An 18750-nucleotide genomic window follows, 5' to 3' on the forward strand; every position below is an offset into this window, starting at 1 on the left:
CGGCTCCGGCCGGGCGCGGACCGCGCCGGCCGCCTACTGCCTCTTCCTCGACCACTCGCGGCGCGGCGAACACCACGACGCCCGGGTCTGGGCGGTCGAACTCGGCCGCCGCGGGTTCCGACCGGGCGGCCGCCGCGACCTGCGGGAGGTACGGCTGTGCGCCCAGGCGGCCGTCCTGCGCTACGTCGGCCAAATCGACGACCCCGACCTGGGACCGGTACCGCTGCCCAAGCCGGGGCTGGCGTCGGTGATCGCCGCGTTCCGTCCCCCGGCGGTGCCCGCGGCGCCCACCCGGCTGGGCTCCGGCCCGCTGCGCCACCCGTCCCTGACGGCGGCGGCCCAGGTCAGCGGCTCCGCCGCGGGCCCGGGGGAAGCCCTGGCGGAGGCCCGCCGCGCCCTGGCAGTCGTACGGGTCCTCGAACGGCACCCGCTGGGCGTCCGGGCCGGCCGGCTCGCGCGGGAGGCGGGGCTGGCGGAGGCGGAGCTGCGTCCGCTCCTGACGATGCTGTGCGAGGAGGAGTACGCGTACCGCCCGGGCGCCGGGGTCTACGGCAGGGGGCCGGCCCTGGACCGGCTGGCCGTACCGGGCCGCACCGGCCTGGCGGAACAGTTGCAGCGGACGCTCGCGCTGGCGCGGGACAGCGCGGGCGCCGCGGTCTACCTCAGCCGGTACGCCGAGGGCGAGGTCCGGATCACGCAGATGGCGGACGGGCCCGGGACCCCGCCGGTGCGGGAGTGGGTGGACTTCCGGGCCGCCGCGCACGCCAGCGCCGTCGGCAAGTGCCTGCTGACCCAGCTCGACCACGACCGGCGGGCCGATCACGTGGCCCGGCACCGCCCGGCCCGGCTCACCCGGCAGACCATCACCGACAGCCGGGTCCTGTTCAACGCCCTGGACGCGGTGGCCCCAGGCGCACCCGTCTTCGACCTGCGCGAGTACTCCCCCGGGGTCGTCTGCGCGGCCGTCCCGATCGCGGCCGGCGACGCCGCCGGAAGCCTCGCCCTCTCGCTCCCGGCCACCCACGCGCACCGGCTGAGGCAGGCCACCGGGGCACTGCGCCGCAAGGCCGTCCCGGTGCTCCTCGCGCTGCTCCTGACGGGGGCGATCCCCCCGGACGCCCCGGACGCCCCGGACGTCCCGGACTTCCCCGACTTCCCTGACGGCGGGGCCCCGGCAGTGCCGGTGGGCGGGCGGGTGCCACAGCCGGCGGGTGCGGCGGGGGTCACCCCGGAGGTCTTGCGCCACCTGCGGAACATGTTCCGTACCCCGCTCACCGGTGCGGCGACCGTCGCCGCGCCGGAGGGCCCGCACCTGGTCAGTGACTCGGCCTCGGCTGCCGCGTACCTCTTCGACGCCGCCTCCGGCGGCGGGCAACCGCGCTTGGCCCTGCCGCGCACCTTCGGCCCCCTCAGCCCGGGCAGCCTGTCGACGCCCGGGGGGCTGGTGGTGCTGCGGGCGTGGCAGTGAGGCGTCAGCCGCCCGGGGTGAAGGAGTCCAGCGCGGCGTCGAAGTGACTGCGCGCCTCGGCCCCCCGGCCGACGGGCGCGGAGACCCAGACGTCGTACATGCGGTCGTTCTCGTCCCAGCACAGGTCGAAGGTGTGCCGGGCGCCCTCGGCCGTGGTGAAGCCGTTCCAGGTGAACTCCCAGAGGGCGGCGGGCAGTCCGTTGTGGGTGGTGGCGACGACCGAGGCGTCGCGGTAGCCCGGGTTGGTGTCGGATCCGGCCGCGTCGGAGGCCCGCATGACGGCGAGCGGACCGCCCGGGGACGCCGGCTTCAACTTGACGCCGATGCGGAAGGCGCCGTCCGGGGAGACGTAGAAGACGCGCTCGGAGTCGGTACTGCGCTGGTAGCCCTTGGGCACGGCGATGCTGAAACCCTGCGGGTCGGCCGTGATGCCGTAGCCGGCGGGGGCCCGCTTGGCGGTCGCGGCGGCGGGCCGGGAGGACGGCGACGGGGGCGGTGTCGACACCGCGGGCGCCGAGGGGGTGGAGGTGGGAGCCTGGGCTCGGGGAGAGCCCGGAGCGGCGGTCGCGGGCACCTCGGGGACCACCCTGCCGGCGGTCGGGCCGGGCGCCGCCCGCCCGGCCGGGTCCCCGGTACGGTCCCTGAGCAGCGAGGTCACGGCCAAGGTGGCCACCACCGCCACGACGACCAGAGCGGCCGTCAGCCCGGCCCGCAGCCCCGGCCCCATCGGCCGCGGCGTCACCACGGCTGCGGTCGCGGGCGAGGGCGCGGAAGACGGGGCGGGGGCCGGGGCGGAGGCGGGGGCGGCCACGGGGGCGGGGACGGACGGTGTCGCGGCCGGTACGGCGTCGACGGGCTCGGGGCCCCGGGCCGCCGCAGCCGCCGGCGACGAGGCGGGGCCGGGCAGCGGAACGCGTCCCGTGGTTACGTACGCCGACAGCAGCCGCTCCGCCTCGTCCGCCCCCAACCGGCGTTCGGGATCACGCTCCAGGAGCCCCCGGATGACCGGCCGCAGCGGACCCGCCTGCGCCGGCGGTTCGATCTCGTCGTAGACGACGGCGTGCAGGACCCCGCCGAGCGAATCGCGGTGGAAGGGCGACTCCCCGGTCAGCGCGGCGCACAGCAGGACGCCGAGCGACCACAGGTCGGAGGCCGGCCCGGCAGCCGCGCCCCGCATCCGCTCCGGGGAGGTGTACTCGGGCGAGCCGACGAACGCGCCGGTCTCGCTGATCGTGGTGACCCCGGCGAGGTGGGCGATACCGAAGTCCGTGAGCACCACTCGGCCCGTCCCGGCCTCCATCAGGACGTTCGCCGGTTTGACGTCGCGGTGCAGCACCCCGCGCGCGTGCGCCGCGCCGAGCGCGCCGAGCAGCGCGAGGCCGGTCCGCGCCGTCTCCTCGACGCTCAGGGGATCTCCACCGGAGAGCCGGTCGGCGAGCGAACCGCCGTCGACGAGTTCCATCACGATGTGGGCACTGCCCTCGTGGTCCACGACGTCATGGACCACGACGACGTGCGGATGCCTGACCTGTGCGACGGTCCGGGCCTCGCGCAGTGCGCCGCTGGTCTCGCGGCCGCCGTCGAGGTGGAGCTCCTTGACGGCGACGGAGCGCCCGAGCAGCTCGTCCTCGGCCCGCCATACGGTGCCCATCCCACCCCGGCCCAGCCGCTTGTCCAGGCGGTAACGACCGCCGATCACAACACTGTTGCGTGGCTCGCCCTGCGACACGTTCTCCCCCTAGACCCGTTGATGGCCATGATGCCGCACCAGCGGTCGACCGGGGGGAGCGGACGCGGGGGGCGCAAACGCAAAAGAACCCCACCGAAGTGGGGTTCCTGCTGGTGTCCGAGGGGGGACTTGAACCCCCACGCCCGATAAAGGGCACTAGCACCTCAAGCTAGCGCGTCTGCCATTCCGCCACCCGGACCAGGTGGTCGGCCCCGGTTTCCCGCGGCGACATGGACAACAATAGCAGGGGATGGAGGTGGTTCCGACCAGGTATTCGGTCCGGGGCGCTCCCGGCGCACCGCGCTGACCTGCGAGCATGGCTCGGCCGGCGACTCAAGGACAGTGGATGACCTGTCCCGCGTAGGAGAGGTTGCCGCCGAAGCCGAACAGCAGCACGGGGGCGCCGGAGGGGATCTCGCGGCGCTCGACCAGTTTCGACAGGGCCATCGGGATGCTCGCGGCGGAGGTGTTGCCGGAGTCCACGACGTCCCGGGCGACGATCGCGTTGACGGCGCCGATCTTCGCTGCGAGCGGCTCGATGATGCGCAGGTTGGCCTGGTGCAGGACGACTCCCGCCAGTTCCTCCGGGGTGATCCCGGCCTTCTCGCAGACCTTGCGGGCCAGCGCCGGGAGCCGGCTGGTGGTCCAGCGGTAGACGGCCTGGCCCTCTTGGGCGAAGACCGGGGGCGTGCCCTCGATCCTCACGGCGTGGCCCATCTCCGGCACCGAACCCCACAGCACGGGGCCGATGCCGGGCTCCGCGCAGGCCTCGACGACGGCGGCGCCCGCGCCGTCGCCCGTCAGCACACAGGTGGTGCGGTCCGTCCAGTCGGTGATCTCGGTCATCTTGTCGGCGCCGATGACCAGGGCCCGGGTGGCGGAACCCGCCCGGATCGCGTGGTCGGCGGTGGCCAGGGCGTGCGTGAAGCCCGAGCAGACGACGTTGAGGTCCATGACGGCGGGCCCCGCGCTCATGCCCAGCTTGGCCGCGACCCGGGCGGCCATGTTGGGCGAGCGGTCGATCGCGGTGGAGGTGGCCACCAGGACGAGGTCGATGTCGCCGGGGAGCAGCCCGGCGTTCGCGAGGGCCTTGCCGGCGGCCTGGAAGGCCAACTCGTCGACCGGCTCCTCGGGCCCTGCGATGTGGCGGGTCCTGATGCCGACCCGCGAGCGGATCCACGCGTCGTTGGTGTCGACCATCGCCTCGAGGTCCTCGTTGGTGAGCACTCTCGCGGGCTGGTAGTGCCCTAGCGCCACCACGCGTGAACCGGTCATGGGCGGGATTCCCTCTCGTACGACTGTCAGGTTCACCCAGCTTTGCGTGCTACCGGCGGGTACGAGTGCGTGTGACCCGACAGGATTAAGGGCCCGTAATTTGGAGAATTCAGAGGATCTTCCTGCCGGGGGCACCCGAAACGGCACATCCGCGAGAATGGGCGCGGCAGGTGTGCGACGGACAGGGCGCACGTCAGAGCGACAGAGAACGGTGGACTGATCACATGGGACGGGTCACCGAACGCCGTCGCGTCGTCCGGATCCGCGGCGGTGTGGCCGGGACCCGACCGGACACGCTGGTGGCCGAGGAGCCACTGGAGATCCGACTGAACGGCAAGCCGCTCGCGATCACGATGCGCACGCCGGGCGACGACTTCGCGCTGGCGGTGGGCTTCCTGGTGAGCGAGGGCGTACTCGCGCACGCCTCGGACGTCCAGGCCGTGACCTACTGCGAGGGGGCGACGGAGGAAGGGACGAACACCTACAACGTGGTGAACGTGCACCTAGCGGCCGGGGTTCCGCTGCCGGACATCTCGCTGGAGCGGAACGTCTACACCACCTCCTCCTGCGGCCTGTGCGGCAAGGCCAGCCTGGACGCGGTCCGCACCGCGACCCGCTTCCCCGGGCTCGCCGCCGATCCGGTGCGGGTGAGCGCGGCGGTCCTCGGCGCGCTGCCGGACCGGCTGCGCGCGGCGCAGAAGGTCTTCGACCGCACCGGCGGCCTGCACGCGGCGGCGTTGTTCTCGGCGGAGGGCGAGCTGCTGGACGTACGGGAGGACGTGGGCCGGCACAACGCCGTGGACAAGATCGTCGGCCGGGCGCTGCGGGCCGGGCGGCTCCCGCTGGGCGGCGCGGTGCTGTTGGTGTCGGGCCGTGCGTCCTTCGAGCTGGCGCAGAAGGCGGTGATGGCGGGGATACCGGTGCTGGCCGCCGTGTCGGCCCCGTCCTCCCTGGCCGTGGACCTCGCGCTGGAGTCGGGGCTGACCCTGGTGGGCTTCCTTCGCGGGCAGGACATGAACATCTACGCGGGCGAGGAGCGCGTGACGCTCTGAGGCCCGGCGCGCGTCATCTCTTGGCGCGCCCCCGCCGGCCCTCGCGGCGCTCCGGCCGGGGCGCGGGGGCCGGCGGGTCGATGCGGTGCAGATCCAAGGTCGCGGGGAGGGGACTCGCGCCCGGGCCGCCCGCTTCGGCCCAGGCGATGATCTCGTCGGTCGCGGTGTCGTCCAGGGCCCAACCGAACCAGGCCGCCTTGGCCCCCCGGCGCCGGGCCTCGCCGGCGGGCTGGACGACGATGACGTTGGCCTGTGCGCACGGGCCGAGGCAGTCGCTCGTACGGACCGCCAGGCGCCCGCCGGAAGCGGCGGCGGCCTCGCGCAGCCGGGCCAGTTGGCCGGCGTGGTCGGTGCCGGGGTTCTTGCGGGGGTCCCCGCAACAACAGCCCCGACAGACCACCAGGGTGCACGGGCGTTCGGCGTGGGCGGAGAGCGGGCGTATCCAGGTCACCGACGCACGTTACCGGGCCCGCGCGGTGGGGTGTTGGAGCGCGCGGGAGACCTCCGCCACACGGTGGGCGGGCAGTTCGGCGCGCGCGGCGGGGTCGGGGTCCTGGGCACCGCGGCGGGCCAGCACCGCGCAGACCATCAGCTGCATCTGGTGGAACAGCATCAACGGCAGCGCCGCCAACGCGGCCTGCGGGCCGAACAGCACGCCGGCCATGGGCAGTCCGGCGGCAAGGCTCTTCTTCGACCCCGCGAACTGGATGGCGACGCGGTCCTCGCGGCCGAACCCGAGGCGTCCCGCCCCGTACCAGGTGAGCGACAGCATCACGGCGAGGAGTACGGCCTCCACACCCAGCAGCGCCCCGAGGCGCGGGAGGCTGACCTGGTGCCAGATCCCGGCGGCCATGCCCGCGCTGAACGCCGCGTAGACCACGAGCAGTATGGAGCCCCGGTCCACGTGACCGAGCACCTTCTTGCGGCCGACCAGGAAGCCGCCGACCCACGGACGCAGGGCCTGGCCCAGGAGGAACGGCACCAGCAGGTGGAGCACGATGGCCGCCAGGGAGTCGGTCGAGAAGCCACCGGTCGTCCCGCCCAGCAGCCCGGCGGCGAGCAGGGGCGTGAGGAGGACCCCGACGAGGCTGGAGAACGAGCCGGCGCAGACGGCGGCGGGCACGTTGCCGCGGGCCATCGAGGTGAAGGCGATGGATGACTGGACGGTCGAGGGCACCAGGCACAGGAACAGCAGGCCGTGGTAGAGCTGCGGCGTCAGCACGCCCGGGACGAGCACGCGGGCGGCCAGGCCCAGCAGCGGGAAGACGGCGAAGGTGGCGGTGAGCACGGTGAGGTGGAGCCGCCAGTGGCGCAGGCCGTCCAGGGTCTCGCGGGTGGAGAGCCGGGCCCCATAGAGGAAGAAGAGGAGGGCGACGGCGCAGCTCTGGGCCGCGTCGGCGGCGGTCGCGGCGGCGCCCCGGGCGGGGAGCAGGGCGGCGAGGGCGACCATGGCGAGGAGGGCGATGACGTACGGGTCCAGCGGGAACCGGGCGGGGAGGCGGGGGCGGCGCATACGGGTGCTCTCTTGCGACGGGTGGCGGGTTTCGGTGGCGGGCGGCCGGTTTCCCATGCTCACCCGGTGACGTTCATCGGGAAACCCGTACACCGCACTGACTGTCATCATGTTTCACAATAGGCTGGGGAGGTGAACGGACCCGGCATGTACGACCCCGCCCAGCTCCGCACCTTCCTCACCGTCGCCCAGACGCTCAGCTTCACCCAGGCCGCTGGGCGGCTCGGGGTGCGCCAGTCCACCGTCAGCCAGCACGTGCGGCGACTGGAGGAGGCGACCGGTCGGCCCTTGTTCGCCCGTGACACCCACAGCGTCGAGTTGACCGAGGACGGCGAGGCCCTGCTCGGCTTCGCCCGGACCATCCTGGAGGCGCACGAGCGGGCCGCGGCCTTCTTCACCGGCACCCGGCTGCGCGGCCGGCTGCGCTTCGGGGCGTCGGAGGACTTCGTACTGACCCGACTGCCCGAGATCCTCAAGACCTTCCGCCAGGAACACCCGGAGGTCGATCTGGAGCTGTCCGTCGAGCTGTCGGGCACCTTGCACGAGCGGCTGGACGCGGGACGTCTGGACCTGGTGCTGGCCAAGCGGCGCGGACCGCAGGACGAGCGCGGCCGGCTCGTGTGGCGGGACCGGATGGTGTGGATCGGGGCGCCGGAGCTGCGGGTCGACCCGGAGCGGCCCGTACCGCTGATCGTCTTCCCGCCGCCGGGCATCACCCGGGCGCGGGCCTTGGAGGTGCTGGAGCGGGACGGGAGGGCCTGGCGGATCGCTTGTACGAGCGGCAGCCTGAGCGGGCTGATCGCGGCGGCCCGCGCGGGGCTTGGCGTGATGGCGCACACCCGGGGCCTGGTCCCGCCGGGCCTGGTCCGGGTCGGCGGGCTGCCGGAATTGGGGCCGGTGGAGTTCGCGCTGCTCCAGGGGCGGCGTCCGACCCCGGCCTCGGACGCCCTGGCGGCCGCCGTCCTCACCGGCGGCGACCGGCTGAGCCGACCGGCCTGAGCCGGGCGACCGCGACCGGGGGGCGTGGACCGGGGGGCGTGGACCGGGCAGCCGGACCGGGCGGTCCCGAGCGTCCCGCAGGCGGCCCGCCCGGTCGCCCCCGCGCAGGTCACACGCGCCCCGAACGCTGCGGGGGGATCTTGTGGAGGTTTCCCGGGGGGTGCCGGTCCGCCGGGTACGTGGGATAACGTCGCGGCGCCACACGGAGAGGAGCGGGTCGTTGCGCGAGTTCACCGTCCCACCCGTGGTCGCGGGCACGCCGTCCGGCGGCCTGGCCGACATCGTGTTCCAGCATGCCCGGGAGGACCCGGACCGGGTGGTGCTCGGCCGCAAGACGGACGGGGTCTGGGGCGACGTGACCTCCGGCGAGCTGGCCGGGGAGGTGCTGGCGCTCGCGAAGGGGCTGCTGGCCCAGGGCATCGGCTTCGGCGACCGGGTCGCGGTGATGTCGCGGACCCGGTACGAGTGGACCCTGTTCGACTTCGCGCTGTGGGCCATCGGCGCCCAGCCGGTGCCCGTGTACCCGACGTCCTCCGCCGAGCAGGTGCACTGGATCCTCTACGACTCCGCCTGCACGGGCTGCGTCGTCGAGAACGAGGACCAGGCCATGACGGTCGGCTCGGTCATCGAGCGGCTCCCCGCCCTGCGCACGCTGTGGCAGCTCGACGCGGGGGCCGTGGCGGAGATCGTCGCGGACGGGGACGCCGTGGCTCCCGACGTGGTGCACCGGCACCGCAGGGCCGTCACGCCGGACGCGGTCGCCACCGTGATCTACACCTCCGGCACCACCGGCCGCCCCAAGGGCTGTGTCCTCACGCACGCGAACTTCATGTTCGAGGCCGACACGATGGTGACGCGCTGGGAGTCGGTCTTCCAGGCCGGCACCGGCGAACAACCGTCCACCCTGCTCTTCCTGCCGCTGGCGCACGTCTTCGGGCGGATGGTGGAAGTGGCGGCCGTCCGCGCCCGGGTCAAGCTCGGCCACCAGCCGGTGCTGGCGGCGGCCGAGCTGCTGCCCGACCTCGTCGCGTTCCGGCCCACCTTCGTGCTGGGCGTCCCGTACGTCTTCGAGAAGGTGTTCGCCGCGGCCCGCCGCAAGGCGGAGGCCGAGGGGCGCACCGGCGCATTCGACCGGGCGGTGGAAACGGCCGTGCGGTACGCGCAGGCGCGCGAGCAAAAAGCCTTCGGCACCGGCCCGGGCCCGTCCGCGGGGCTGCGCATGGAGCACCAGCTCTTCGAGAAGCTGGTGTACGGGAAGGTCCGCGAGGCGATGGGCGGCCGGGTGCGCCACGCGATGTCGGGCGGCTCGGCGATGTCGCGCCGGTTGGGGCTGTTCTTCGACGGGGCGGGCATCACGGTGTACGAGGGCTACGGCCTGACGGAGTCGTCCGCGGCGGCCACGGCGAACCCGCCGGGGGCCACGAAGTACGGGACGGTGGGCCCTCCCATCCCGGGCGGGACGGTGCACATCGCGGACGACGGGGAGGTCTGGCTGCACGGCGCCCATGTCTTCTCCGGGTACCTGAACGACCCGCGCGGCACGGAGGAGGTGCTGCGCGGCGGCTGGCTGGCCACCGGGGACCTGGGCCGGCTGGACGAGGACGGCTACCTGACGATCACCGGGCGCAAGAAGGAGATCCTGGTGACCTCCAACGGCAAGAGCGTCTCGCCGACGGCCCTGGAGGAACGGGTGCGTTCGCACCCCCTGGTGTCGCAGTGCGTCCTGGTCGGCAACGACCGGCCGTACATCGCGGCGCTGCTGACCCTGGACGTGGAGGGCGTCGCCCACTGGTTGTCGATGCGCGGCCTGCCGCAGCGGGCGGCGGCGGAGCTGGTGCACGACAAGGAGCTGACGGCGGAGGTGCGGCGGGCCGTGGTCGCCGCGAACACCCTGGTCTCGCAGGCGGAGGCGATCCGCACGTTCCGGGTGCTGGCCGGGCAGTTCACCGAGGAGGGCGGCCTGCTGACCCCCTCGTTGAAGCTGAAGCGGAGGGCGATCGAGAAGGCCTACGCGGCGGAGGTCGCCGCCATGTACGAACGCTGACGGCGGCTGCGGGAGGCGTTCGTGGCGCGCCGGACACGCCGCGGCGGTCTCGCAGAAGGAGCCGTGGTCGGCGGATGACCACCCGGATGGCGGGAATACGCCGCTGGTACGGCCGGTTGTGGCCCGACGACGCGCGCCGCGGGCGCACGGTCACGACTGTCGTCGGACCCGCCGCCGGCGCGACCCCCACCCGTCCCGATCGCGAGGTACGACCCGACGTGAACCAGGTCCCCGGCATCAAGCTCAACAACGGCGCCCTCATGCCCCAACTCGGCTACGGCGTCTGGCAGGTCCCGGACCACGAGGCGGAGCGGGCGGTGGGCACGGCGCTGGAGGCGGGCTACCGCAGCGTCGACACGGCCGCGATCTACGGCAACGAGAAGGGCACCGGCAAGGCGCTCGCCGCGTCCGGCCTGCCGCGCGAGGAACTGTTCGTCACCACGAAGCTGTGGAACGGCCCGTCGCGGCGCTGGGGGCGGGACGAGGTGCTGCGCGCGTTCGACGACTCGCTGGCCAAGCTGGCGCTCGATCACGTCGACCTCTACCTGATCCACTGGCCGCGTCCGATGCGCGACGACTTCCTCACCATCTGGAAGACCTTCGAGGAGATCACCGCGAGCGGCCGCGCGAAGGCGGTCGGTGTGTCGAACTTCCGCCCGGCGGACCTGGAGCGGCTCGGCGAGTCCTGCGACCTGGTCCCGGCGGTGAACCAGATCGAGTTGCACCCGCTCTTCCCGCAGACGGAACTGCGCGCCCTGCACTCCCGGCTGGGCATCACCACCGAGGCGTGGTCGCCGCTGGGGCAGGGCAAGGAACTGCTGACGCTGCCGGCGGTCGCCTCGGTCGCCGCCAAGCACGGACGCAGCGCCGCGCAGGTGGTGCTGCGCTGGCACCTCCAGTCGGGGCACGTGGTGATCCCCAAGTCCGTCACCCCGGCGCGCATCCGGGAGAACCTGGACGTCTTCGGGTTCGAGCTCGACGCCGAGGACACGGCCGCGCTGGACGCGCTGGGCTCGGGCCCCGCCGCCCGCAGGATCGGCCCCGACCCGGCCGTCTTCGACGTCTGAGGGGCGCGGCCATGAGCGTTCCTCGGGGGGTCTACCGCATCCGCAACGTGGGCGGTGGTCTGCTGCTGCGGGTGGAGAGCGGGAACCGGGTCGCGGTGGCCCCGGAGGGAGCGGAGGGTCCCGCCGCCGCGTGGGAGTGGGAGATCGCGCCGGTCCACAGCGGTGGCGGGATCGTGTACATCGTGAGCGTTCGGGCCGAGCGCCGCCTCGACGTGGCGAACGCGTCGACGGAGAGCGGCGCCCGGGTGCAGGTGTGGAAGCCGAACGCGTTCGGCGCGCAGGAGTGGGTCGTCGAGGAGCACCTCGACGATCCGGGCGTGGTCTCGCTGATCGCCTGTGTCAGCGGGCTGTCGCTGGAGGTGGACGAGCAGGGCCGGGCCCGCCAGGGCGAGGACGCGGACTCGCCGGCGCAGTGGTGGCGGCTGGAGCCCGTCTGAGCTCAGCGGGACCCGGACGGGAGGCGGTCGGGCGCTCGCGGCCTGCCGTCAGCCGCCGGAAAAGCCGCTGACGAAGCCCTGGAGGCGGTACGTCGGCTCCGCGCGCGGGGTGTCCTGGCCGGGCAGCAGCCCCAGCCGGTCCGCCAGTTCCCGCGCGGTGGCGCCGCGGGGGCTGATCCGGGAGGCGTAGCGCCCGGCCAACAGGGCTCCGGCCGCGCCGCGCGGGGTGCGGCCCTGCCCGTGGCCGGCGAAGAGGGCGTCCCCGTAAGGCCGCAGTCCCACCTCGGCCGCGTGGGCGGTGACCCGCTCCGCGGCGTCCGCGGGCGCGTGCGTCAGGTGAGGGGCGAACACCTCGTCGATGTCGCTGCCCACGTCGTGCGCGGCGTCCTTGTCGACGGTGGTCAGGAAGACCCCGCCGGGGCGCAGCACTCGCGCGACCTCGGCGACCACGGCCGCCACGGCGCCCGGTTCCCGCAGCAGGTGCAGCAGCCACACCGCGCTGACCGCGTCCAGTGAGGCCGCCGGGAAGGGGAGCCGGGCCGCGCCGGCCAGTACGACCGGGACCCCGCGCCGCGCGGCCGTCGCGGCCATCCCGGCAGAGGCGTCGGCGCCCAGGACCCGCAGGCCGGGGCGGGTCAGCCGGGCCGTGACGATGCCGGTGCCGCAGCCCAGGTCCAGGAGGGTGCCCGCGGTGGGCGGGAGGAGGCCGAGGACCGCGGCGGCGGCCGCCTCGGCGCGCGGGGCGCCGCCGCGGGTGGCGTCGTAGAGCTCGGCCTCGGCGTCGTAGTCGAGCAGCGGCGCCGACCCCGGGCCGGGCATCAACGGGCGCCGTGGGCGGGGGCCAGCGCCTCCACGCGTTCGGCGAGGGCGAAGTCGGTCTCGGTGACCGCGTCGCCCGCGCTGTGGGTGTTCACCGACATCCGGACCGAGTCATAGCCGAGCGTGAGGTCCGAGTGGTGGTTCAACTCGTCCTGCACGACGGCGATGTGGGCGACGAGCGCGCTCGCCGCGAGGTGGCTGCCCAGCCGGTACGTGCGCCGGATGCGGTCGTCTTCGAAGGCCCAGCCCGGAAGTTCCCGCAGCCGGTCCTCGATCTCCTTCTGGGAAAGCGGTTCGCCCGACATCCTCACGCTCCTTCACGACCGGTCGGCCCGACTGCCTGACGTGGTGTCAAGGTTCCCACACCACGCGCCATGAGGGAGGCCCCGCGCACGGCCACGATCCCCGGCGGCCCGGGTGGGCTAACGTCGGGCCATGACCTCTGCGAGTGTGGGCGCGCTGCTGCGTACGTGGCGGGAGCGGCGCGGGATCAGTCAGCTGGAACTGGCGGGGCGCGCCGATTCCTCGTCCCGGCACATCAGCTTCGTGGAGAACGGCCGGTCCCGGCCGAGCGAGGAGATGGTGCTGCGGCTCGCGGAGCACCTCGACGTACCGATGCGGGAACGCAACGTCCTGCTGGTGGCGGCCGGTTTCGCGCCCCGGTACGCGTGCACCCCGCTGGACGCGCCGGAGCTGGAGGTCCTGCGCGAGGGGCTGGAGCGCCTGCTGACCGGGTACGAGCCCTATCCGGCGCTGGTGGTGGACGCGACGTACCGGGTGGTGGCGGCGAACAGGGGCATCACGATGCTGCTGGAGGGAGTGCCGGAGCACCTGCTGGCGCCGCCGCTGAACGCGATGAGGCTCACCCTGCACCCGGAGGGGCTCGCCCCGCGCATCCGCAACCTGCGCGAGTGGCGGGGGCACCTGCTGGCGCAGATGGAACGGCAGATCGCGCTCGCCCGCTCGGAGCCGCTGCGCGCGCTGTACGAGGAGGTGTCGGCGTACCCGGTGGCGGAGCGGCGGCCCGGTGACGGCGAGTGGGGGGAAGCGGTCCCGTCCATCGCGCTCCCGCTGGTGATCGAGCACGAGGGGCACGTCCTGTCCTTCGTGTCGTCCATCTCCACCTTCAACACGCCCATGGACGTGACCGTCGCCGAGTTGGCCATCGAGACTTTCCTGCCGGCCGACCCGGCGACGGCGAAGTACCTGCGGGCACTGGGGCCCTGAACCGTCCGGGCCGCGCGGGCGGGCCGCTGGAGCGCGGCGAGGCAGGCCACGACGGCGGCTTGGGCGGGGATCCAGACGGCGCCGGCGGTGGTCGGGGCGGACCACACGAAGAGGGCGCCTCGACGACGAACCTCACGCGGCCGGCCGGGGGCCGCCGGCGCGAGGCCGGTGCGCCGATGCCGAGGAGCCGCCCGAGCGGGGCGCCGAAGGCGGCGTACGCGAAGCCGTTGGCGGTGGTGACGACGGCGTCGAGGGCGAGCACCCGGCGCAGGGCGGCGTGCGGGGCGGTGGCGCGGGCGATGGTGCCGAGCAGGGTCGCGGACATGGCGGATCAGCCTCGTCGGTGGTCGAACGGCGCGGGCACGGGACGAGGGGCGGGAGCCGGGCCCCGGAGCCGAGTGCGCGACCCCGGAACCCGATGCCCCCACTCTGCCGAGCGTTCCCCGGCCGGGTCGATTACCTCCGGGGTCATACGGGGCCGTCCCCGGCTGCGGAGACGGGACCGGGCCTGACCGCCCGCGCCGCTCCCCCGAGGGTGCGTCCGGCGGCGCCTGGCACGACCGAGACGGCCGCACACCGCCGCCCGGCACGCCCCGCCGCGGGCGCGGCACCCCAGCGGGCCCGCCCGGGGGTGCGGCCGTCCTGCCGCCCGCCCCAACCGGCGAGGTCGACACCCCGGGCGGCTCGCCGTCGAGGACGCGCGGTCCGGAGGACGTCCGAAGCTCCGACGAGGCGCCACCGCCGACCACCCCGACACGGGGCGGAGGCCGAAGCCACCCACCCGGTCAAGGCCGGCCCCACCCGGGGCGCCAAGGCCCACCCCCACCCCCGCCCGGGGCCGCCGGCCTCAACCGGCGCGGGGCGAAGCCACCGGGGCCACCAACGCGGCAACGGACCGGGCGCGGGGCCGCCCCCCGGTCCGGCCGCGGCGTCCTCCCGGGTGACACCTTCGGGGGCCGGCATGACGCCGGCCCACCGGCCCGGTTACGGGGCGGCGCCGGTGACGGCCCTCGGGCCTGGGCGCGTGGGCGGCGGCCGCACTTCCCACCCTGGGCTCGCCCGAGGGCATGGGCGAAGCCACCGGCCGGCCGGGCCACGGACTCCGCAGACGGCGAAGCCGTCGACACGTTCCGGACGCCGCCGTCGCCGGCCCCGGGCCCGCCTGGCGGCAGATCCGAGGACGCGGCCCAACCGGCGAAGCCGACACACCCCCCGCGCCGCCGGATCACCGTCGCGCCGTCTACGGGCTGACGCCGCGGCCACGTGGCACGGCGCGTCGCCGGCCTCGACCGGGCCCGCGGCGAACCAGGGGCCCCGTCAGGAATCGCGACCGTCGACCGGCCGGGGGTCGGGGCATCGGCAGGCCGCACGGCGGGCGTGGGCTCAGGGGGCGTGGGCGCCGCCCGGACGGTGGGGGGTCAGAGCGACGCGAGGTCGAGGCCGGCCTGGGTGGCGGCGGCCTGGACGGTCTGTTCCAGCAGGACGGCGATGGTCATCGGGCCGACACCGCCCGGAACCGGGGTGATCAGCGAGGCGCGGGCGGCGGCCGACTCGAAGTGGACGTCGCCGACGTTGCCCTCGTTGTACCCGGCGTCCAGCACGACCGCGCCCGGCTTGATGTCCTCGCCCCGGATGAACTCCGCCTTGCCGACGGCGGCGACCAGCACATCGGCCTGGCGCACGATCGAGGGCAGGTCGCGGGTTCGGGAGTGACAGTAGGTGACGGTGGCGTTGCGCTCCAGCAGCAGCATCCCGGCGGGCTTGCCCAGGATCGCGCTGCGGCCCACGACCACGGCGTGCTTGCCGGTGAGGTCCACGTCGTAGGCCTCCAGCAGCCGCATGATGCCGCCGGGCGTGCAGGAGACGAAGCCGGGCAGGCCGAAGCCCATGGCGGCGAAGGAGTGCGTGGTGACGCCGTCGACGTCCTTGCCCGGGGCGATGGCCTCGAAGGCGGCGCGCTCGTCGATGTGGTGCGGCACGGGGTGCTGGAGCAGGATGCCGCTGATCTCCGGGTCCTCGGAGAGCTCGGTGAGCTTGGCGACGAGTTCCTCGGTGGTGGTCGCGGCCGGCAGCTCGACGTGGCGGGAGGTGATCCCGGCCTTGGCGCAACGGTTCTGCTTCATCCGGACGTAGGTGACGGACGCGGGGTCCTCACCGACCAGCACGGTCGCCAGGCAGGGCGCGGTGCCGGTGCGCTCGGTGAGCGAGGCGGCGTACGCGGCGGTCCGCTCCGAGATGCGGCGGGCGAGGGCGGTGCCGTCCATCAGTCGGGCGGTACGGTCCGGGGTGTCGGTCTGGGCAGTCGTCATGGGGTCTCCTGGCGTCGCTGCGGATCGCGGTTCGCCCAGGCGCGCGGCAGTCGACGTACGGGAGTACGCCGGGCCGCTCCCCGGTGGTGATCCACCCGAACGCCAGTCACGGCCCGCCGCCCACTGTAGTCGACCCGGCGGACAGGCCCCAGCGGACAGGCCCCTGCCGCCGGGCCTCGACGGGCCGCGCGACAACCGGTGGATCACCGGGACGGGAGCTGGGAGGATTCCGACATGACGCGCACTTTCGACGATCTCGTCGCCGAGGCGGATTCGGTGTCCGTGGACGGCTGGGACTTCTCCTGGCTCGACGGCAGGGCCACCGAGCAAAGGCCCTCCTGGGGGTACCAGAAGCTGTTGGGCGAGCGTCTGACCGGCGTCCGCTCGGTCCTGGACATCCAGACCGGTGGCGGGGAGGTGCTCGCGGGCGCCGGGCCGTTGCCCCGGCTGACGGCGGCCACCGAGTCATGGCCGGCGAACGTGGCCAAGGCCACTCGGCTGCTGCACCCGCTCGGCGCGGTCGTGGTCGCGGACGCCGACGAGCCGCCGCTGCCGTTCGGCGACGAGGCCTTCGAGCTGGTCGCCGGCCGGCACCCGGTGACCGTCTGGTGGGAGGAGATCGCCCGCGTGCTCACCCCGGGGGCGCCTACCTCTCGCAGCAGGTCGGTCCCGCCAGCGTCTTCGAGCTCGTGGAGTACTTCCTCGGGCCGCAACCGCCGCAGGTGCGGCGGGCCCGGCACCCCGATGACGCCGTCGCCGGGGCGACGTCCGCGGGCCTGGAAATCGTCGATCTGCGCTCCGAGCGGCTGCGTACGGAGTTCCACGACATCGGAGCCGTGATCTACTTTCTGAGGAAGGTGATCTGGATGGTGCCGGGCTTCACGGTCGGGCACTACCGCGACCGGCTGCGCGAGCTGCACGAACGGATCGAGCGTGAAGGCCCGTTCGTCGCCCACACCGCCCGTTTCCTCGTCGAGACCCGCAAAGCGGGCTGAGGAGAAGGCGGGAGGAGGGCGGACGGATCAAGGCCGGATCGGGTTGCGCGGACACAGCGTGGCGCAGGTCACTCAATTCAGCGCGTAACGAATCGACTCGGGCGTGCGATGAACCGACAGGTGTCCTCGCGCGGCCCGGAATACAGAGCCCCCTGGGGTCTGTTTCCCGAGTTCGCGCGATGATGTCCCGCCCACCCCTTAATTGTTCGCAACGAGAGGCTCCTTGTGTCGCTCAGCCCGTCCCGTACGTTCCCTCCGGAGATCGCCGAATCGGAGGCCCTCGTCGCGCTCGTCGAGCGCGGCCGCGAGCAGGGTCACATCAACGGTGACGATGTGCGTCAGGCCTTCGAGGCCGGCCGCATCCCGGTGGACCAGTGGAAGCGGGTCCTGCGCAGCCTGAACCAGGTCCTGGACGAGGAGGGTGTCGCACTGCACGTCAGCGCGGCCCCCGCCACGAAGGCCGCCGTGAAGAAGCCCCGCAAGGCGGCGGCCGCGCCGGCCCGCACCGTGACCAAGAAGGCGACCGCCGCGCCGCGCCCCATCGGCGCGCGCAAGGCCTCGGCCGGCGCGACCCCTGCCACCGCTGCGGCGATATCCGCTTCGCCGACCACCGCCGCCGAGGACGAGGTGACGGCCGAGGCCGCCGCCGAGCCCAAGAAGCGCGTGGTCAAGAAGACCGCCGCCAAGAAGGCCACGGCCACGAAGAAGACGGCCGCGGCGAAGAAGACCGGCGCCAAGGACTCCGACGAGGCCGAGACCCCGGCCGTCGAGGGTGAGGACTGGGCGGTCGAGGACCTCGCCGACGAGGCCGAGGAAGAGACCCCCAAGGCCGGCGGCACCCAGGGCTTCGTCCTGTCCGACGACGACGAGGACGACGCCCCGGCGCAGACGGTCATGGTGGCCGGTGCCACCGCCGACCCCGTCAAGGACTACCTCAAGCTCATCGGCAAGGTGCCGCTCCTCAACGCCGAGCAGGAGGTCGAGCTCGCCAAGCGCATCGAGGCCGGTCTGTTCTCCGAGTACAAGCTCGAAGAGGAGGACGACCACAAGCCCGCGTTCAAGCGCGAGCTGGAGATCCTCGTCGAGGACGGTCGCCGCGCCAAGAACCACCTGCTGGAGGCCAACCTCCGTCTCGTGGTCTCGCTCGCCAAGCGCTACACGGGCCGAGGCATGCTCTTCCTGGACCTGATCCAGGAGGGCAACGTCGGTCTGATCCGCGCCGTGGAGAAGTTCGACTACACCAAGGGCTTCAAGTTCTCCACGTACGCGACCTGGTGGATCCGGCAGGCGATCACCCGCGCGATGGCGGACCAGTCGCGCACCATCCGCATCCCCGTGCACATGGTCGAGATCATCAACAAGCTGGCCCGGGTCCAGCGCCAGATGCTCCAGGACCTCGGCCGGGAGCCCACTCCGGAGGAGCTGGGCAAGGAGCTCGACATGACCCCGGAGAAGGTCATCGAGGTCCAGAAGTACGGTCGCGAGCCGATCTCCCTGCACACCCCGCTGGGCGAGGAGGGCGACAGCGAGTTCGGTGACCTCATCGAGGACTCCGAGGCCGTGGTCCCGGCCGACGCGGTGTCGTTCACCTTCCTCCAGGAACAGCTCCAGTCGATCCTGGGCACGCTCTCCGAGCGTGAGGCGGGCGTCGTCTCCATGCGGTACGGCCTCAACGACGGCCAGCCGAAGACGCTGGACGAGATCGGCCGTGTGTACGGGGTCACCCGTGAGCGCATCCGCCAGATCGAGTCCAAGACCATGTCGAAGCTGCGCCACCCGTCGCGTTCCCAGGTGCTGCGCGACTACCTGGACTGAG

14 protein-coding genes, 1 tRNA gene, 2 pseudogenes and 1 riboswitch are annotated in these 18750 nt (G+C 73.8%); of the genes and pseudogenes, 9 read left to right on the forward strand and 8 right to left on the reverse strand.

The window, feature by feature from the left end; translation table 11 throughout:
* Positions 1-376 precede the first annotated feature (376 nt).
* A pseudogene (locus ACV7NM_RS06530) lies at positions 377-1096 on the forward strand (IclR family transcriptional regulator domain-containing protein); the annotation flags it as partial.
* A 376-nt stretch (positions 1097-1472) separates the two neighbouring features.
* On the opposite strand, the gene ACV7NM_RS06535 reads toward ACV7NM_RS06530, so the two are convergent.
* The 3 genes from ACV7NM_RS06535 to ACV7NM_RS06545 all read right to left on the reverse strand — a co-directional run bounded on the left by ACV7NM_RS06535 (position 1473) and on the right by ACV7NM_RS06545 (position 4472).
* Entirely contained in the window at positions 1473-3197 is a 1725-nt protein-coding gene (locus ACV7NM_RS06535) for a serine/threonine-protein kinase (RefSeq protein ID WP_463409378.1), read from the reverse strand.
* A 111-nt stretch (positions 3198-3308) separates the two neighbouring features.
* A tRNA-Leu gene (locus ACV7NM_RS06540) sits at positions 3309-3396 on the reverse strand.
* A 134-nt stretch (positions 3397-3530) separates the two neighbouring features.
* Positions 3531-4472, reverse strand: coding sequence for a beta-ketoacyl-ACP synthase III (locus ACV7NM_RS06545; RefSeq protein WP_463409379.1), 942 nt, complete (start codon positions 4470-4472; stop codon positions 3531-3533).
* A 224-nt stretch (positions 4473-4696) separates the two neighbouring features.
* Here ACV7NM_RS06545 and fdhD point away from each other — a divergent pair, with 224 nt between their 5' ends.
* On the forward strand, positions 4697-5524 hold the full coding sequence (gene fdhD / locus ACV7NM_RS06550; RefSeq protein WP_463409380.1) for a formate dehydrogenase accessory sulfurtransferase FdhD: 828 nt from the start codon (positions 4697-4699) through the stop codon (positions 5522-5524).
* A gap of 13 nt (positions 5525-5537) precedes the next feature.
* Here the strand turns inward: fdhD and ACV7NM_RS06555 are convergent, their stop codons facing one another.
* Both ACV7NM_RS06555 and ACV7NM_RS06560 read right to left on the reverse strand, forming a co-directional pair.
* Positions 5538-5975: a (2Fe-2S) ferredoxin domain-containing protein gene (locus tag ACV7NM_RS06555; protein ID WP_463409381.1), complete on the reverse strand. Its 438-nt coding sequence runs from the start codon at positions 5973-5975 to the stop codon at positions 5538-5540.
* Positions 5976-5984: 9 nt separating this feature from the next.
* Entirely contained in the window at positions 5985-7037 is a 1053-nt protein-coding gene (locus ACV7NM_RS06560) for a bile acid:sodium symporter family protein (protein ID WP_463409382.1), read from the reverse strand.
* Between the two features lie 147 nt (positions 7038-7184).
* Between ACV7NM_RS06560 and ACV7NM_RS06565 the strand changes: the two genes are divergently transcribed.
* From ACV7NM_RS06565 to ACV7NM_RS06580, 4 genes are all read left to right on the forward strand, one after another.
* Entirely contained in the window at positions 7185-8036 is an 852-nt protein-coding gene (locus ACV7NM_RS06565; protein WP_463413854.1) for a LysR substrate-binding domain-containing protein, read from the forward strand.
* A gap of 220 nt (positions 8037-8256) precedes the next feature.
* Entirely contained in the window at positions 8257-10080 is a 1824-nt protein-coding gene (locus tag ACV7NM_RS06570) for an AMP-dependent synthetase/ligase (protein ID WP_463409383.1), read from the forward strand.
* Between the two features lie 218 nt (positions 10081-10298).
* Entirely contained in the window at positions 10299-11147 is an 849-nt protein-coding gene (locus ACV7NM_RS06575; RefSeq protein ID WP_463413855.1) for an aldo/keto reductase, read from the forward strand.
* Positions 11148-11158: 11 nt separating this feature from the next.
* On the forward strand, positions 11159-11584 hold the full coding sequence (locus ACV7NM_RS06580) for an RICIN domain-containing protein (RefSeq protein WP_463409384.1): 426 nt from the start codon (positions 11159-11161) through the stop codon (positions 11582-11584).
* Positions 11585-11632: 48 nt separating this feature from the next.
* Here the strand turns inward: ACV7NM_RS06580 and ACV7NM_RS06585 are convergent, their stop codons facing one another.
* Both ACV7NM_RS06585 and ACV7NM_RS06590 read right to left on the reverse strand, forming a co-directional pair.
* Positions 11633-12379, reverse strand: a complete 747-nt coding sequence (locus ACV7NM_RS06585; protein ID WP_463413856.1) for a class I SAM-dependent methyltransferase — start codon at positions 12377-12379, stop codon at positions 11633-11635.
* Positions 12380-12402: 23 nt separating this feature from the next.
* Positions 12403-12708 carry a 4a-hydroxytetrahydrobiopterin dehydratase gene (locus tag ACV7NM_RS06590; RefSeq protein WP_463409385.1) on the reverse strand — a complete coding sequence of 102 codons (306 nt, stop codon included), beginning with the start codon at positions 12706-12708 and terminating at the stop codon, positions 12403-12405.
* A 130-nt stretch (positions 12709-12838) separates the two neighbouring features.
* On the opposite strand from ACV7NM_RS06590, the gene ACV7NM_RS06595 reads away from it, so the two are divergent.
* Positions 12839-13630: a helix-turn-helix domain-containing protein gene (locus ACV7NM_RS06595; RefSeq protein WP_463409386.1), complete on the forward strand. Its 792-nt coding sequence runs from the start codon at positions 12839-12841 to the stop codon at positions 13628-13630.
* Positions 13631-15048: 1418 nt separating this feature from the next.
* Here the strand turns inward: ACV7NM_RS06595 and ACV7NM_RS06600 are convergent.
* Positions 15049-15939 carry a bifunctional 5,10-methylenetetrahydrofolate dehydrogenase/5,10-methenyltetrahydrofolate cyclohydrolase gene (locus tag ACV7NM_RS06600; protein ID WP_463409387.1) on the reverse strand — a complete coding sequence of 297 codons (891 nt, stop codon included), beginning with the start codon at positions 15937-15939 and terminating at the stop codon, positions 15049-15051.
* A gap of 26 nt (positions 15940-15965) precedes the next feature.
* Positions 15966-16059, reverse strand: a riboswitch (ZMP/ZTP riboswitch).
* 114 nt (positions 16060-16173) lie between these two features.
* On the opposite strand from ACV7NM_RS06600, the pseudogene ACV7NM_RS06605 reads away from it, so the two are divergent.
* Positions 16174-16934 (forward strand): annotated as a pseudogene (locus ACV7NM_RS06605) (methyltransferase domain-containing protein).
* A 225-nt stretch (positions 16935-17159) separates the two neighbouring features.
* Entirely contained in the window at positions 17160-18749 is a 1590-nt protein-coding gene (locus ACV7NM_RS06610; RefSeq protein ID WP_463409388.1) for an RNA polymerase sigma factor, read from the forward strand.
* Position 18750 lies beyond the last annotated feature (1 nt).

The sequence above is a fragment of the Streptomyces sp. Tek67B01 genome (assembly GCF_055231995.1).